The organism is Paraburkholderia sp. GAS333 (assembly GCF_050435665.1).
GTDB classification, from domain to species: domain Bacteria; phylum Pseudomonadota; class Gammaproteobacteria; order Burkholderiales; family Burkholderiaceae; genus Paraburkholderia; species Paraburkholderia fungorum_A.
This window is the reverse complement of sequence record NZ_JBNDKS010000005.1, coordinates 207,129-221,171: the sequence shown is the minus strand read 5'-3', so window position 1 is coordinate 221,171 and position 14,043 is coordinate 207,129. Positions and strand designations below refer to the sequence as shown.

15 protein-coding genes are annotated in these 14,043 nt (G+C 60.0%); 6 read left to right on the top strand and 9 right to left on the bottom strand.

Annotated features, from left to right (window positions below; genetic code table 11):
• Position 1: 1 nt before the first annotated feature.
• A complete protein-coding gene (urtE, locus tag ABH945_RS26000) occupies positions 2-691 on the top strand; it encodes an urea ABC transporter ATP-binding subunit UrtE (protein WP_074767653.1) in 690 nt (229 codons plus the stop codon).
• 144 nt (positions 692-835) lie between these two features.
• On the opposite strand, the gene ABH945_RS25995 is transcribed toward urtE, so the two are convergent.
• The 5 genes from ABH945_RS25995 to ABH945_RS25975 all read right to left on the bottom strand — a co-directional run bounded on the left by ABH945_RS25995 (position 836) and on the right by ABH945_RS25975 (position 5,218).
• The gene (locus ABH945_RS25995; protein ID WP_429252431.1) at positions 836-2,002 is read right to left on the bottom strand and encodes a porin; all 1,167 of its coding nucleotides are present in this window, start codon (positions 2,000-2,002) and stop codon (positions 836-838) included.
• Positions 2,003-2,021: 19 nt separating this feature from the next.
• Positions 2,022-2,351: a hypothetical protein gene (locus ABH945_RS25990; RefSeq protein ID WP_429252430.1), complete on the bottom strand. Its 330-nt coding sequence runs from the start codon at positions 2,349-2,351 to the stop codon at positions 2,022-2,024.
• Between the two features lie 187 nt (positions 2,352-2,538).
• Positions 2,539-3,654 (bottom strand): succinylglutamate desuccinylase/aspartoacylase family protein, encoded by a 1,116-nt coding sequence (locus tag ABH945_RS25985; protein WP_429252429.1) that lies wholly within the window; start codon positions 3,652-3,654, stop codon positions 2,539-2,541.
• Positions 3,655-3,934: 280 nt separating this feature from the next.
• The gene (locus tag ABH945_RS25980) at positions 3,935-4,717 is read right to left on the bottom strand and encodes an ABC transporter substrate-binding protein (protein ID WP_074767659.1); all 783 of its coding nucleotides are present in this window, start codon (positions 4,715-4,717) and stop codon (positions 3,935-3,937) included.
• Positions 4,718-4,966: 249 nt separating this feature from the next.
• The gene (locus ABH945_RS25975) at positions 4,967-5,218 is read right to left on the bottom strand and encodes a hypothetical protein (protein WP_429252428.1); all 252 of its coding nucleotides are present in this window, start codon (positions 5,216-5,218) and stop codon (positions 4,967-4,969) included.
• 704 nt (positions 5,219-5,922) lie between these two features.
• On the opposite strand from ABH945_RS25975, the gene ABH945_RS25970 reads away from it, so the two are divergent.
• Both ABH945_RS25970 and ABH945_RS25965 read left to right on the top strand, forming a co-directional pair.
• A complete protein-coding gene (locus tag ABH945_RS25970) occupies positions 5,923-6,912 on the top strand; it encodes an extracellular solute-binding protein (RefSeq protein ID WP_253189712.1) in 990 nt (329 codons plus the stop codon).
• The gene (locus ABH945_RS25965; RefSeq protein ID WP_429252427.1) at positions 6,912-8,729 is read left to right on the top strand and encodes a diguanylate cyclase domain-containing protein; all 1,818 of its coding nucleotides are present in this window, start codon (positions 6,912-6,914) and stop codon (positions 8,727-8,729) included. Before ABH945_RS25970 ends, ABH945_RS25965 begins: the two co-directional genes overlap by 1 nt.
• A 49-nt stretch (positions 8,730-8,778) precedes the next feature.
• Here ABH945_RS25965 and ABH945_RS25960 read toward each other — a convergent pair whose 3' ends face one another.
• On the bottom strand, positions 8,779-9,912 hold the full coding sequence (locus ABH945_RS25960) for an alpha-D-ribose 1-methylphosphonate 5-triphosphate diphosphatase (protein WP_429252426.1): 1,134 nt from the start codon (positions 9,910-9,912) through the stop codon (positions 8,779-8,781).
• Between the two features lie 226 nt (positions 9,913-10,138).
• Between ABH945_RS25960 and ABH945_RS25955 the strand changes: the two genes are divergently transcribed.
• Together ABH945_RS25955 and ABH945_RS25950 are read left to right on the top strand one after the other, a co-directional pair.
• Positions 10,139-10,873 (top strand): DUF1045 domain-containing protein, encoded by a 735-nt coding sequence (locus ABH945_RS25955; protein WP_429252425.1) that lies wholly within the window; start codon positions 10,139-10,141, stop codon positions 10,871-10,873.
• A 106-nt stretch (positions 10,874-10,979) separates the two neighbouring features.
• On the top strand, positions 10,980-11,441 hold the full coding sequence (locus tag ABH945_RS25950; RefSeq protein ID WP_074767669.1) for a hypothetical protein: 462 nt from the start codon (positions 10,980-10,982) through the stop codon (positions 11,439-11,441).
• A gap of 80 nt (positions 11,442-11,521) precedes the next feature.
• Here the strand turns inward: ABH945_RS25950 and ABH945_RS25945 are convergent, their stop codons facing one another.
• The gene (locus ABH945_RS25945; protein WP_429252424.1) at positions 11,522-11,788 is read right to left on the bottom strand and encodes a hypothetical protein; all 267 of its coding nucleotides are present in this window, start codon (positions 11,786-11,788) and stop codon (positions 11,522-11,524) included.
• A gap of 332 nt (positions 11,789-12,120) precedes the next feature.
• Complete coding sequence (locus ABH945_RS25940) at positions 12,121-12,576, bottom strand: NUDIX hydrolase (protein WP_429252423.1); 456 nt, start codon at positions 12,574-12,576, stop codon at positions 12,121-12,123.
• Positions 12,577-12,846: 270 nt separating this feature from the next.
• Between ABH945_RS25940 and ABH945_RS25935 the strand changes: the two genes are divergently transcribed.
• On the top strand, positions 12,847-13,764 hold the full coding sequence (locus ABH945_RS25935) for a CHAD domain-containing protein (protein WP_429252422.1): 918 nt from the start codon (positions 12,847-12,849) through the stop codon (positions 13,762-13,764).
• 18 nt (positions 13,765-13,782) lie between these two features.
• Here ABH945_RS25935 and ABH945_RS25930 read toward each other — a convergent pair whose 3' ends face one another.
• Entirely contained in the window at positions 13,783-14,031 is a 249-nt protein-coding gene (locus ABH945_RS25930; protein WP_074767677.1) for a hypothetical protein, read from the bottom strand.
• Positions 14,032-14,043: the final 12 nt, after the last annotated feature.

Here is a 14,043-nt window from a genome sequence, read left to right as displayed (position 1 = left end):
CATGCTGAATGTCGAAAATCTGAATGTCTTCTATGGCGAGAGTCATGTGCTGCATGACCTGAGTTTCAATCTCGCGGCAGGAGAGACGCTGGCGGTGATGGGCCGCAATGGGATGGGCAAGACGACCTTGCTGAAGTCGCTGATCGGGATGATTCCATCGCGCAGCGGGCGCATTGAACTCGAAGGAAAGGATCTTGCCGGCGCGAAGAGTTATCAGCGGGTGGCGGCGGGTTTCGGTTACGTTCCGCAGGGGCGCATGATCTTTCCGAATATCAGTGTGGAAGAGAACATTCTGAGCGGAATGGATCACGTTAGAAAACCGGTGATTCCCGAGTACATTTTCGAAGCCTTTCCGGTACTACGGGAAATGCGCAAGCGGCGCGGCGGTAATCTCTCAGGTGGTCAGCAGCAGCAACTGGCAATTGCCCGGGCGCTGGTGTCCGATCCGAGCGTGCTGATTCTGGATGAACCCACAGAAGGTATTCAGCCGTCGATCATCAAGGAAATCGCGCGGACGTTGAACCGGCTGAAACGCGAGCGTGGTTTTGCGCTGGTTGTGTCGGAGCAGGTACTGTCGTTCACGCTGGATATCGCCGATCGCTTTCTGATCATCGAGAAGGGCCGGTTTGTACATGCCGACCGTCGCGAGGACGTAGACGCGGAGAAGATCATGCGATTTCTGACGGTGTAGATGAGGTAGGGAGAACGCGCGCTGCCACGGCTAACGTCATTTGAGTTCCTGCTGGTAACCACAAAAAGAAAAACGCCCCGTAGGGCGTTTTTTCGAATCTCGTCACAGCAGGAAACCCGAAGGCTCCCGCCGCGAAAGACGCGCTTAGAACTTGTGACGGATACCGACGCGGAATGCGAGCTGGTTGTCCGAACCCGTACCCGACGTGCTGAAGTAGCTCGTGCTCGAACCGATCTGAGCTTGCAGATCCGTGCCCTTGTTGTTACCCGAAGCGAGTTGGTAGATACCCAGTGCGTAGACGTCCGTACGCTTGCTCAGTGCGTAGTCGACGCTCAGGTCGACCTGGTTCCAGTGACCCGTATTCGCGCCGCTCAGGTGCATGTACGTGTAGCCTGCGCCCGTCGTCAGTGCCGGCGTGAACGCGTACTTCGCGCCTGCTTCGTACGCGGAGAACGTCGTCGAACCACCCGTGATCGGCTCGAAGCGCGTGTTCGTGTACAACGCCCACAGCGTAGCAGCAGCGATCGTGTAACGGCCGCCAACACCGAACGTGCGCAGATCGCGGACCGTGCCGGTGGTCACGTTAGCCAGCGCCGTCGAGAACGCCGGCGACGATTGTGCCGGGTACGAGATGTCCGTGTACGCTGCGCCGACGGCGAACGGGCCGTTTGCGTAGTTCACGCCGAAGCTGTAAGCGCGCGACGAACCAGCGGTCGTCGTCGTGCCCGAGGTCGTCGAATTCGCACCTGCGAATGCGCCAGCCTGATTCGAGAAGCCGTACAACGCGCCGAACGTCAGGCCCGAGAAGTTCGCGCTGCTGAACTTGACCGAGTTGTTGATACGGCTCGACGTCAGTTGGTCCACGTCGTTGATGTGGAAAGCGTAGTTACCCGCAACCGTGTTGCCACCGGTCGAGTAGTTGCCGCCCAGATAGTCGGTCGAGAACGAGTACTGGCGACCGAACGTCAGCGAGCCGACGTTGTTTTGCGACAGACCAACGTATGCCTGACGGCCGAACAGTGCGCCGCCCTGGCCAGCTGCGCCCGTGCCGCTGCTGAAGCCGTTTTCCAACACGAACAGCGCCTTCAGGCCGCCACCCAGGTCTTCCGTGCCACGCAGGCCCCAACGGCTGCCTTGTGCAACGCCGTCGTCGTACTTGAAGAGACGGTCGCTACCACCGGCGGCGTTCTTCGAGTTGTTCACGTAGCTGATACCGGCATCGATAATGCCGTACAGCGAGACGCTGCTTTGTGCGTGTGCTGCGGATGCGAAGATGGCCAGCGTAGCGGCGGTCAGTACTTTCTTGTTCAAGACTTTCTCCAATTAAAAATTAAGCGATCGCGGCGTCGAGCTCTGTGGTCGGATCGAGCGATGGGCGAAATTTAAGGGAACGCAGAGAAACGTATGTGACACCTTCTGTTATTTTTTGAATCTGTGGCATTGACGCGACACTTACATAGCTTTGCAAGCTGAAATCGCGCAAGGCCATCTGCGTATAAGCTTTGTTCGAATCGTGGATATAGCCGGGTGAAAAAAACAAACGGTTTTCCGGTGTTGAAACCGGCAAATGAGGGTGCCCGTCGCGAATGTGTATTTTTGAGAAATCTTCCGGAATGCAGCCGTTATTGCTGAATTTTCTTTGACGAAAACGTTTGCGCACGCCAATTGAATCCGCTCGCGGCGTGCTGCTTCATGGGGAGTCTGACGAAAAGCCGGCGTATAAACGCAAATCGCCCGCGATGCTAGCGGGCGATTTGCCTAGGTTGCTGAAGCGAGGTGGACGGGCTAACTCGCAACCTCACGGAAAGCCCGCTCGATGACGGGTTTTCCCGCTTCCAGCCGCAGTATCAATTGCTCAGTAGCGATCCGCTGCGGAATGCCGTCGCGCCGGCAATGCGCGCGAATTCGAGTCCGGCCGTCGCGAAGCGCGTCAGATGTCGCGCATACAGCACGCCGGCCACCGTGTTCCTGATGGTGACGACGCGATCCGTCAACGGGTCGACGATATCGGCGATTGGCTGATCGGCGTCGATCCAGGTGCCGACTTCGCAGCGGTACACCAGCACGCCGCTGACCGGAGCGACCAGCGGTTCGGTGCCGGCCAGCGGCGTGGCGGCGAATTCGAGCGGGGGCAGCGGGGCAGCCGTGCCTTCGATCACGCCGCGCGAGGTCAGGTATTCGATGATCGCCTGCGCGTCTTTTTCAGCGAGTTCATACGACACTTCGCGCTGGCCGCGCAGTTCGATCGTCACCGAGATCGAGCCGTTCGGGATCGGGAAGCGGTCGCCGTAACGGCCACGCAGATCCGACCAGCAGAAGCTGTGAATCTCGTCGAACGGATTGCCCACCGAGTTGAGCGCGAGCAGCGATGCCTTGGCGCCCAGATAACAGGCGAGCGGCTCGACTTCCGGCCACAGGTCGGGATTCGTGTACAGGTGCATCGCGGCTTCCCAATCGCAATGCAGATCGAGCACGACATCGGCGTCGTAGGACAGCTTTTGCAGCGCGAGACGCTGCGAGTCGAGTTCGGTGTGCGGCGTTTGCGCGTCGAGCGCCTCGCGCATGGCCGTGCGGATCGCCGCACGGTTTGCGTCGATGTCGCCGGTCAGGCGAGATTCGATCACCGGCTGCACCAGCGCCGACAGATCGTGGAAATTGCGGTTGAAATTCTGCGCGGTGAGGGTTTCGAAGCGCCCCGTCAGGTGGCCGAGAAAGTGCTGGTTCAGGCCGATGGGGTTTGCCACCGGCACGATCACGACTTCGCCGCGTACCTTGCCCGCGGCTTCCAGCGCGGCCAGCTTGCGGCGCAGCTCAAACGACACCAGCATGCCGGGCAACTCGTCGGCATGCAGCGACGACTGGATATAGATCTTCTGGCCGCCGCCGGAACCGTAATGAAAACTCGTCAGGTTGCGGGCGGTGCCGAGCGTCGGGGCAATCAGCGGATGAGTTTGGGTTTGCATGGTTGTCAGATCCGCGGCCAGATGGAGCGTGCCGCGCTATGTCGTTGATTTCAGTGGAAAAGCCAGCGTCTCTGGGGGCCGCCTGGGCGGCGTCTTCAAGTGCCTTGCGGCCGTGTTTTACAGGCTGCGGGCGGCGCAGTCCGGGCCGCCGCGATCGCACGATCTTAGCCGATATGACGCGTTGCGTGGCTTTATGCGGCGGCACAAACGAAACGGGCCCCGCAAAAGCGGGGCCCGTCGTGCCAGCCGATACGCGCGTCGTCAGACGCGCGTGACGGGCTTAGCCGCCGTACACGTCGAAGTCGAAATACTTCTTCTCGAGCTTCTTGTACGTACCGTCCTTGATGATTTCGGCGATCGCCTTGTCGACCTTCGCCTTCAGATCGGTATCTTCCTTGCGCATGCCGATGCCTGCGCCGTTGCCGAGCGTCTTCGGATCGTCGAGATCCTTGCCCGCAAACGCGAAGCCTGCGCCGCGCGGCGTCTTCAGGAAGCCGATTTCAGCTTGCACCGCGTCTTGCAGCGCCGCGTCCAGACGACCCGACAGCAGGTCGGCATAGACCTGATCCTGGTTCTGATACGGCACGACCTTCACGCCCTTCGGCTCCCAGTACGTTTTCGCGTAGGTTTCCTGGATCGTGCCCTGTTCGACGCCAACCGACTTGCCCTTCAGCGAGTCAGCCGTCGGCAGGATGCCCGAACCCGACTTCGCGACGAGGCGCGTCGGCGTGTTGAACAGCTTCGACGAGAACGCGACCTGTTCGGCGCGTTGCGGCGTCATCGACATGGACGACAGCACGCCGTCGAACTTCTTCGCCTTCAGCGCCGGGATCATCCCGTCGAAGTCGTTTTCGACCCACACGCACTTCGCACCCACGCGCTTGCAGATTTCATTGCCGAGGTCGATATCGAAGCCAACGAGCTTGCCGTCCGAGCCCTTCGACTCAAACGGGGGGTAGCTGGCGTCAACGCCAAAACGGATCGTCGACCAATCTTTAGCGTGTGCGCCAATCGAGACGGTGGCAAGCAGAGCAACCGTCAAAGCCGCTAGCAGTTTTTTCACTCTTTAACTCCTCGGTGTAGTTCAAATACTCCCGCGTCCGGTCGTGCCGCTGCGGGACGCCCGGCGTGTCTCACGACCGGGCTTGGGTTATGCCGCAGGCCGGGGAGGCCTGCAGCGCGGGGCAAGCTTATCAGGTCAAAAATATTGGGTAGCTAGTGAAACACCGGATGGCGTGCGAGGATCGCCTCTAGAGTGGTTTTTATGCCGATCGGCCAGCGCGCTCGCGTGGGGTTTTGGCGCTCGTTGCGCTTATTGCGCGCCGAGTGTGGCCGGCGAATTCGCGTGCGCGGCATCGATCGTGCCGCACCACATCTCGCCTTTGTCCATCGTCTGCGTGTCCTGCACGGACATGCCCGCGCAGTAGCTGTGCGAGTCCGGCGTGTCGCGCTGAAGTCGCGCCAGCGCCGCGCGGCTCATTTCTCCCTGAAGCCAGCTGCCGAAGCAGGCTATCGATCCGGCCACGACGGCCACTCCCATCCACTCGGTTTTTCTCAGGCGCATCGTTTGATTTCTTGTCCGGCTCGTCGACGCCCGTCATCGCGCGCGCGAAACGGATCGGGCGAAGCGGCGGCGGGGCAAGCCATCGTTATCGGCAATGGCAGCACGCTTCTTTAGATGCCGTATTAGATGCCGTAGGTCGCGTCCGGTAATCGCGGCGGGATTATCCACGGTGCCATTTGTGACACCTGCAGTTCCTTTCAGATTTGTCAGCCATTAAAGCAACTGATTCTGCTTTCGCGCGCGCCCGGCGTTTAAATCGCGAAGCGGTAAAACTAAAGATTCCGCATAAATTGTCGTTAAAAGTGGATGGACGGATTTGTCGCGCATTGGTGCGCAACAAGCCGTGGATTATTTGCCGATGCCGACCGGATAATCGGCAAAAAATTATTGCTTTGGCGCTATCATCGATGCTCCTTGGGCCAGTGACCCCTTTCAGCGTCGCGGGCATATCAGTATGAAGAAAGTCATCGAGTACTTCATTCGCGCATAAACGCCGCGTGTTTGTGCTCGTTCAAACGGCCTTCGAAATGGTGTCGTACATGTACATGATGTTGATGGCGGATGAAATGCGCTGTTCTAAACAGTCCTTTCAGCGGCAGTTCACGGCCGCTTCCGCTTTCGCATGCGCGCATTTACAGCAGCGCCGTGTATGCACGCGATTCCTGTCGCTTCTGATCTGCGTGGTTTTCTGCATCGGTGCCGGCATGTCGCTGCCGGCGAGGGCGGATGGGAAAGTCTTGCGGGTTCTTGCATGGCCCGGTTATGCCGACGCCGACGTGGTAAAGACGTTCGAAGAGCGCTACCACGCCAGGGTGGAGGTGACGCTGGTCGATTCCGACGAAGCGCTGTGGGCCCAGATGCACGCTAAAGACGAGCCGGGCTTCGACGTGCTCGCGGCCAACACCGCAGAAATCCGCCGTTATACGCAGGCCGGTCTGCTTGCCCCGCTCGATCTGGGCAGCCTGCCGAACACGAAGAACCAGTTGCCGCGCTTCCAGGCGCGTTCGTCGATCGAAGGGCTCACGTCGGACGGTAACGTTTACGCGATCCCGTTCACCTATTCGTCGATGGGCCTGATCTACGATCGCCGGCAGATTGCCGTTGCGCCGCACTCCATGCGCGAATTGTGGAACCCGCAATACCGCGGCAAGGTGCTCGACTTCAACAGCGCGCAGCACAATTTCTCGTTCACGGCGCTGGCGCTCGGTTATCCGCATCCGTTTCAACTCGACGACGCGCAAATCCGCGCGATTGCCCACAAGCTCGTCGATCTGCGCCGCAATCTGTTGACCTATTACACGTTGCCGGAAGAAGCGACCGCGTTCTTCATCCAGCACAAGGTCGCGCTGATGTTCGGCAACTACGGCACGCAGCAGGTCGAATTGCTGCGCCGCGCGGGCGCGGATGTCGGTTATGTGATTCCCGACGAAGGCGTGCTCGCCTGGCTCGATTGCTGGTCGATGACGCGCGCGGCCACCGACCAGCCGCTCGCGCTCGCGTGGATCAATTACATGCTCGATCCGCAGGTGAACGCGTTGCTCACGCAACGGCAAGGCCTCGCCAACACGCTGACCGCACCGGTCGACAGCAGCGGCAGTGGGCACATCGTGTGGATCGGCCCGGTGGAAAATATCCAGCGGCGTGAGGACCTGTGGGCCCGCATCGTCTCCGGCGATCGCTCGGAGCGTTTCTGATGATCCGGCCAGGCCTGACCTTCAAGCTATCGGTGCTGCTTGCGTGCATCGGCGTGATCGCGTCGGGCGCGACCGGCTACTACGCGTACCGTGCCAATCGCACGATGCTGGTGAACGAAGCCGAACATAGCCTGCTGACCTCGACGGAATTGCTGGGGCAGCGCTTCTCCATCTCGATCGACGACGTCGGTGCGGATGCGCTGGTGCTCGCGACCATGCCGTCGTCGGCGAGTGTTGCCGAGACCGACGACGGCGTCGGAGAAAACACCGGCCGCGAGCGGCTCGCGCAGGTGTATGCGAGCTTCATGGTGCATCACCCGGAATATCTGCAGATCAGGTTGATCACCAGGCAGCATTACGGGCTCGAGCTGATCCGTTTCGACCGCGACGCGGACGGCCTCGTGCGGGTGCAAGGCAACGATCTGCAGGAAAAAGGCCAGTTCGCGTACGTGTTCGACACGCTGGCGTTTTCGCCCGGCCGTGTTTATACGTCGCCGATTTCGGTCAATCACGAATACGGCGCGCACGGCGCCGAGGGCAAGCCGACGCTGCGGCTCGGCACGCCGGTGGCCGACGCGAACGGCACGGTGGTGGGCGTGGTCGTGATCGACATCGATCTGGCCGGTATGCTCAAGCGCTTGCAGAGCGATTTGCCGAGCGACTACCAGGTCTATCTCGCCAACGAATGGGGCGACTTCCTGGTTCATCCCGACCCGTCGAAAACCTTCGGCTTCGACCGTGGCCGGCGGGTGCTGATGCAGGACAGTTTCTCCGTGACGAAGCCGCTGTTCGATCAGTCGCAAAGCGAGGTGCTGGTCAATGGGCTGTCGGGGCCGCAGCAGGCGGCCGGCCAGGTTCTCGCGTTCGTGCGCCGGCCGTTTGGCGGTTCCGAGGGCAACCGCTTTATCGTGCTCGGCATCGCGAAGCCGCTGGAAGACGTGTTGTCGGGGGCGCATGTGCTGGGCGAGAGAATTATCCGCATGGTGCTGATTTTCAGCTGCCTCTCGGTGTTGCTGGCGATCGTGGCCGCGCGCGCGGTGACCAAGCCGCTGCATATTCTTGCGCACGCCGCGACCCATCTGTTCGCCGAGCACGCGATGCATACGCTGCCGCTCAAACGCACCGACGAAATCGGCGTGCTGGCGCGCTGTTTCGATCGTCTGCGGCGCGAGATCAAAGGGCAGATGGATGTGCTGCACAACAAGCAGCGAGAACTCGTGCACCTCGCCACGCACGACACGCTCACCGGTTTGCCGAACCGCATGCTGTTCATGCAGAAGCTCGAAAGTGCAATCGAGCAGGCGTCGCGGCGCGAGGAAGGGCTGGCCGTGCTGTTCGTCGACCTGGACCGTTTCAAGCAGATCAACGACCAGTTCGGTCACTCGATCGGCGACAAGGTGTTGTCGGCGGTCGCGCGGCGGCTCAAGCAGGGGCTCTTTACCGACGATGTCGTGGCGCGGCTCGGCGGCGACGAGTTCATCGTGCTGATCGAAGGGCCGCGCGTCGCGCAGGCCGTGCCCAGCATTGCATCGCGCATCATGAACACGTTGAACGAACCGCTGGTGATGGACGGTCACCGCATGACGGTGGGCGCGAGCATCGGCATCAGCCAGTTCCCCGACGACAGCGGCACGGCCGAGGAGCTGCTGCTCAATGCCGACGCAGCGATGTACGCGGCGAAATCAGGTGGACGCTGCGGATATCTGCGCTATCAGGACGTACTCGAAGCGCGTTTGCGCGAACAGATGGAGCTTGCCGCGCGAGCGCATGCCAGCGAGGACGTGACCCAGGGTCGCGAGGCCGAACCGACGGCCTGATGCATCGACCGCGCGCGGGACTCGCCAGCTAACCGGCAAGAAAAACGCGTCAGACGATTCGCGCTCCGCTGCGATACGTCGCGCGCGGAACCGGCAGTGAATCGAGCATGGTCACTCGCACGAAGTCGGCGCGCAAACCCGCTTCGATCGCGCCGCGATCATCCAGCCCGGCCGTCCGAGCCGGTTCGGCAGAGACGGTAGCCAGCGCGTGCGGCAGGCTCCAGCCGGCCTTGTCGACCAGCTCGAAGACGGCGGTCATCAAACTCGACGGCACGTAATCGGACGAGAGGATATCGAGCAGGCCGGCTTTCGCCAGTTCGAGCGCCGACACGTTGCCTGCATGCGAGCCGCCGCGCACGATATTCGGCGCGCCCATGATCGTCGAAATGCCGTGCGCGTGCGCGGCCTCGGCGGCAATGCGGGTGGTCGGGAATTCGGCCAGCACCACACCTTCCGCGCGGGCCTGTTCGACGTGCTCGATCAGCGTGTCGTCGTGGCTCGCCAGCGGAATGCCAAGCCGCTTGCAGCGCGCGACGATCTCGCTGCGATGCGCGTCGGCGTAACGTTCCTGCTCGATCGACAACTCGGCCAGCGCGCTCTCGACGTGTTCGTCACTCAGCTTGCCGTGGCGCTCCTGGAAGCGGCGCCATTGTTCGCGGTCGTGCCATTGACGCTGACCGGGCGTGTGGTCCATCACCGAAGCAAGGCGCAGCAGCGGATGCGTGCACAGCGCATCGAACATGTCGACCACGTCGGCGGAGGCGATTTCACAGCGCAGATGCAGGAAGTGTTCGGCACGCAGCAGCTTGCGCGCGGACAGCCGGTTCAGCGAAGCGGCGCATTGCATTTGCAGATCACGGCCACGCAATCCGGCATTCGCGCGCGAACCGATCGCGAGCGCGTCGAATACGGTGGTGATGCCGGCGGCCGCTACCTGCGCATCGTGGATCACGAACGCGGCATCGGTATTCCATTGCACGCCGGGGCGCGGCGCAAGGTGTTTTTCGAGGTTGTCCGTATGCAGTTCGATCAGACCGGGCAACAGATAATCGCCGTCCCAATCTTCCGCTTCGTGCGCGGCAGTCGTACCGCGTTCTACATCGCGAATCACGCCGTCTTCGACGCGAAGCACGCCGGTGAAAACCTCGTCTCGCGTCACGATGCGGGCGTTCCTGATCAGCATCGAATGGGCTCCGTAGTCAGCCGGGTTTGAGTGCGCCCGCCGGGTTTTATTCTGGAGAATGGCATGGTGTGCCACTCGATTTAATGCGTCATTCTAGTGCCGTTTCAAACTTTCATCGCGACACGCGCGCACTACAATGCACGTCATCGTGATGAATCGAACGTAGGAATAACCGCACCATGATATCGAACCGCAACGCGCGAACTACTCTCGTGGAGCACGCCCGATGAGCGACGTGACGTGGAGTGACGGCGCGCGTTTCGCCGTGTATTACGCGCCGTCGCATGAGTCGGCATGGTGGCGTGCCGGTTCGACGTGGCTCGGTCGCGATGCGCAAAGCGGCATGGCATGCGTGCCGCCGCAACCGGCGGGTTTGCAACGTCCGTTGATGGAATTGACCGAAGCACCGCGTCGATATGGATGGCATGGCACGCTCGTCGCGCCGTTCCGGCTGGCTGATGGCGTGACGCAGCACGACGTGCTGGCCGCGACGCGGGAATGGGCGGCGACGCAACGCCCGTTCGCGTTGCCGGTGGAGGCGGCCACGTTAGGCGAATTCGTCGCGTTGCGCCCGGTGGATCAGTGTGGTGAAGCAAGCGTTCGCGCGGTGGCGACTAGTGCGTTGCAAGCGCTCGATGCATTGCGCGCGAAACCGTCGGCGGCCGATCTTGCGCGACGTCTCGCCGCGCCGCTCAGCGAGCGTCAACGTGAATTGCTGATCGAGTGGGGCTATCCGTATGTGTTCGACGAATTCCGTTTTCACATGACGCTTTCCAACTCGCTCGCGGATGCTGGCGAACGCACGGCGCTGGTTGCGTGGTGGCAAGCGCAAACACCGGCGCTGGGACCGCTGACTGTCGATCATGCCGCGCTGTTCGTCGAACCATCGCCTGGTGAGCCGTTCGTGTTGTGGCAGCGCGTGCCGTTCCAGAGCGACGCGCCGGGTCACGAAATGAAATAGCGACGCGGGTTTTCAAAGCCCGAAGCGGTAGTTCAGTACCGCGCCACTTCGAAGCAGGACAAAAACTGTATATACTGTTTATATCGATGATAAACAGAAGCTGACAATGACCGAACCGACCATTAAAAAACCGACAAAGAAAACTTTCCATTTCCCGAAAGCGGCTGAGAACGTCCCCGCTGAAAAGAAGGAAGTCGTAGCGAGCGCCCCGGTTGTGGAATCGCCCAAAAAATCGGCAACCGTGAAAAAATCGGCAACCGTCAAGAAAGCCGCGAAAAAAGTCGAGGCCGGCCCGACGATCAGAAAGGCGGTTAAATCCAGTCCGGTTGTCAAAGCGAAACGCGCGAAGAAGGACAAGGTTGTCCGCGACAGTTTCACGATGCCGAAATCCGATTACGAAAAAATCGCAGCGCTCAAGCTTAAGTGCGAGGAAGCGGGCGTGTCGGTTAAGAAGAGCGAACTGTTGCGCGCGGGTCTGCTGATGCTCGAAGCGGCTTCGCCGAAGCGATTGCTGGCGGCGGTGTCGGCGGTGGAGCAGGTCAAGACTGGGCGTCCTGCTAAATCCTGACTTGGCGGAGTGCGGGTGCCGCCGTCATGGGCGGCGCTTCGCTGCGAATAAGTGAGTTTGTTCCGGGCGCTCGCCGAATTTTACGAGTACCGCTTTGCATGGCCGTTGATTGCTCCATCAACAGGATAGCGGCCTTCAAACGTCTGGTGCATCCGCTTCAATAGCGAGATGTACCGCTGCCCCTCTACCGTGTGAACGGTTTGCGCCGCGATGGCGTTGGCCTCGTCCCAGAGCCTTTCGAATTTGTCGCGCGCGGCATCCGTTGGCATTTTCGACGCCATCAGATCGGCAAAGTCCTGGTCGATGGCTTCCGGTGTTCGCGCGGGCGGTGGCGTTTTATCAGGCATCTCGCGTCTACTCGAAAACAGGTTGAGATTGGCGTGGTGTCGAAAGCGGGACGAATGAACATTGCAGCGCAGCTTTCTTCAGGAAGCGGGCACTAATGTCTGTCATTGTCTTGTCATAAAAGTACAAGACTCGCTTTTCAAAACCGGCGCTAATCAAAAAGAATAGTACGGAGATGACGATCACGAAAAATATAACGTGTCGTTTCTGTGCTGGGGAAATGCTGCGAGAAGCGTAACGGCTGAAGCCTTGCTTCGAGAATGGGCCGGTGCCGGTTCTGGCAGTTGCGCTCCGGCGTTGTGGATCTGGATGTGCTTGCGTGCTGCGGACGCTGCTATCCGCAGAAAATCGAGTCCTTGTGAGCGGCCCGTAGGTTGCGAACGAAAGCCTGCGTCCGCTGATAACGACTTGCCGTTCGAGGCTCCTGCAGGGCGCTCAACGACAGGATCTCGACAATTCCCCGCGTACAGGTACTGGTTGCGTAGTGACGGACGTCCGCTACCTTGACCCAACGGCAGTGTGTAATTTCGTTGTCTGGAACCGGCGTTTGATCTTCGTGGATATTCGCAACGAAAACGTGATGACACGTGCGAACGCCAGCGAAGTTAAATAGATATCGCATGTCTAACGCGAGCAGGCCGGTTTCTTCCATCAACTCGCGCGATGCCGCGCCTTGCAAGCTTTCGCCACTGGACGCTTTGCCGCCCGGCAACGACCATCGCGAGCCTTCCTTGCTCACCAGCAGAATTCTCGCGCCAAGCTGACAAACGACGGTCGCTCGCTGTTTCACTTTGTCTCTTCCATGATTGGTGCGCCTGCTGAATTCGTATTATTCCGTCGTCGTCACGAGGCTTGTCGGGGGAATATCGAACTAGGGAAGATGGTGGTTGGCTAATGTGACATTCGTGTGGCGTCGCGCCCTGAAACGAGGCTTTTCCGCAGATTTCGCCTGTAAATCGAGCATCCCTTTGGACTTTCTCGGTTTAGCACCCAGTGAGTCGAGCCTGAATTTATTCTGGTTGCTTTAATATGCCTTCTGTTATTGCGCTCCCAGTTCGCGATGGAAGAAGGTGACATGACTTCGCGTCCCCATCCCGCTGACGATCAGAAGACTTCGCAGCCGCCTCGCGTGGGCCGGGCAGAGGGCTGTATTGCGCCGGCTACATCGATTGGCGACGCTTTCAATATTCTTTCTTCTGCGGCGACTGGCGAAGCACTCAAGAGAGTTCGCGAACTCAACTCAAACTCGGAACCCGAAGTCCTGCACAAGCTGCGTGTTGCATTGCGTCGACTGCGAACGCTGTGGTGGGTGTTTCAGCCCTTGCTCGACAAGCAGGACGCCAGGTCTCATCGCGGCGAATTCAAGTCGCTGGCAGCGGCTGCCGGGAAAACACGAGACTGGGACGTGTTGCGCGAATTGCTATCGGCAGCGCCGTCGGGCGATTCTTTCGAAGCGTTGATCGCGCGCGTCGACCAGCATCGAAGCAGCGCGCTCGCATTCAGCAACCGGATCATCGGCAACGCCGGTGTCGAACGGATTGTCGAGCACGCGGTGCGGGTCGCGCGAAATCAGATCGAGGCTCAGACTACGCCCATGCGCCTCGATGAGTTCGCGACGACGCGCGCCGGGCGGGCAGAGGTGATGTTAAAGAAGCGCATCAAACGCGTTGCTTCCAACCCGAACGCGGACTATGCCGATCTTCATGAAATACGCATTGCTGGAAAGCGATTGCGATATTCACTTGAATTTTTAGCGCCGGTGCTCGACGGTCATTATCTGGCGACGATTGAACGGCTCGCGCAAGTTCAACAGCAACTTGGCGATTTGAACGATCTGGTAACGGGCGAAACTTTGCTTCGCGAATATGCGTTCCAACTGGGCGAATCGCATGCGTCGAAGAAAGCGATTAAATATCTGGAGGAGCAGCAGCGACTGCGGAAAATCGCTGCGCACGACATGCTGCGAGCCAACTTTTAATGCGTCGTCAAACCTTTTTTATGGCAATACACCGCCTGTTGCCCGGCGCTTTTTCGACTGAACGCCGTTCGACTCGACACGGCGTGCGAGATCGGTGAGTAGCCATCGGGCCACAACGTCCGGCCGGTTCATGTCATGACTCGCAAACTTTATTTCATTGTCGAAGTAGACGATAACCGTACCGTTCATCACGCGATATCGACCTCGAAACACGGTGCCATTGAGTTCAATTTCGATTCCCTTGGCTGTTTCATAATCTTCGACCATTGACTCCGCTCT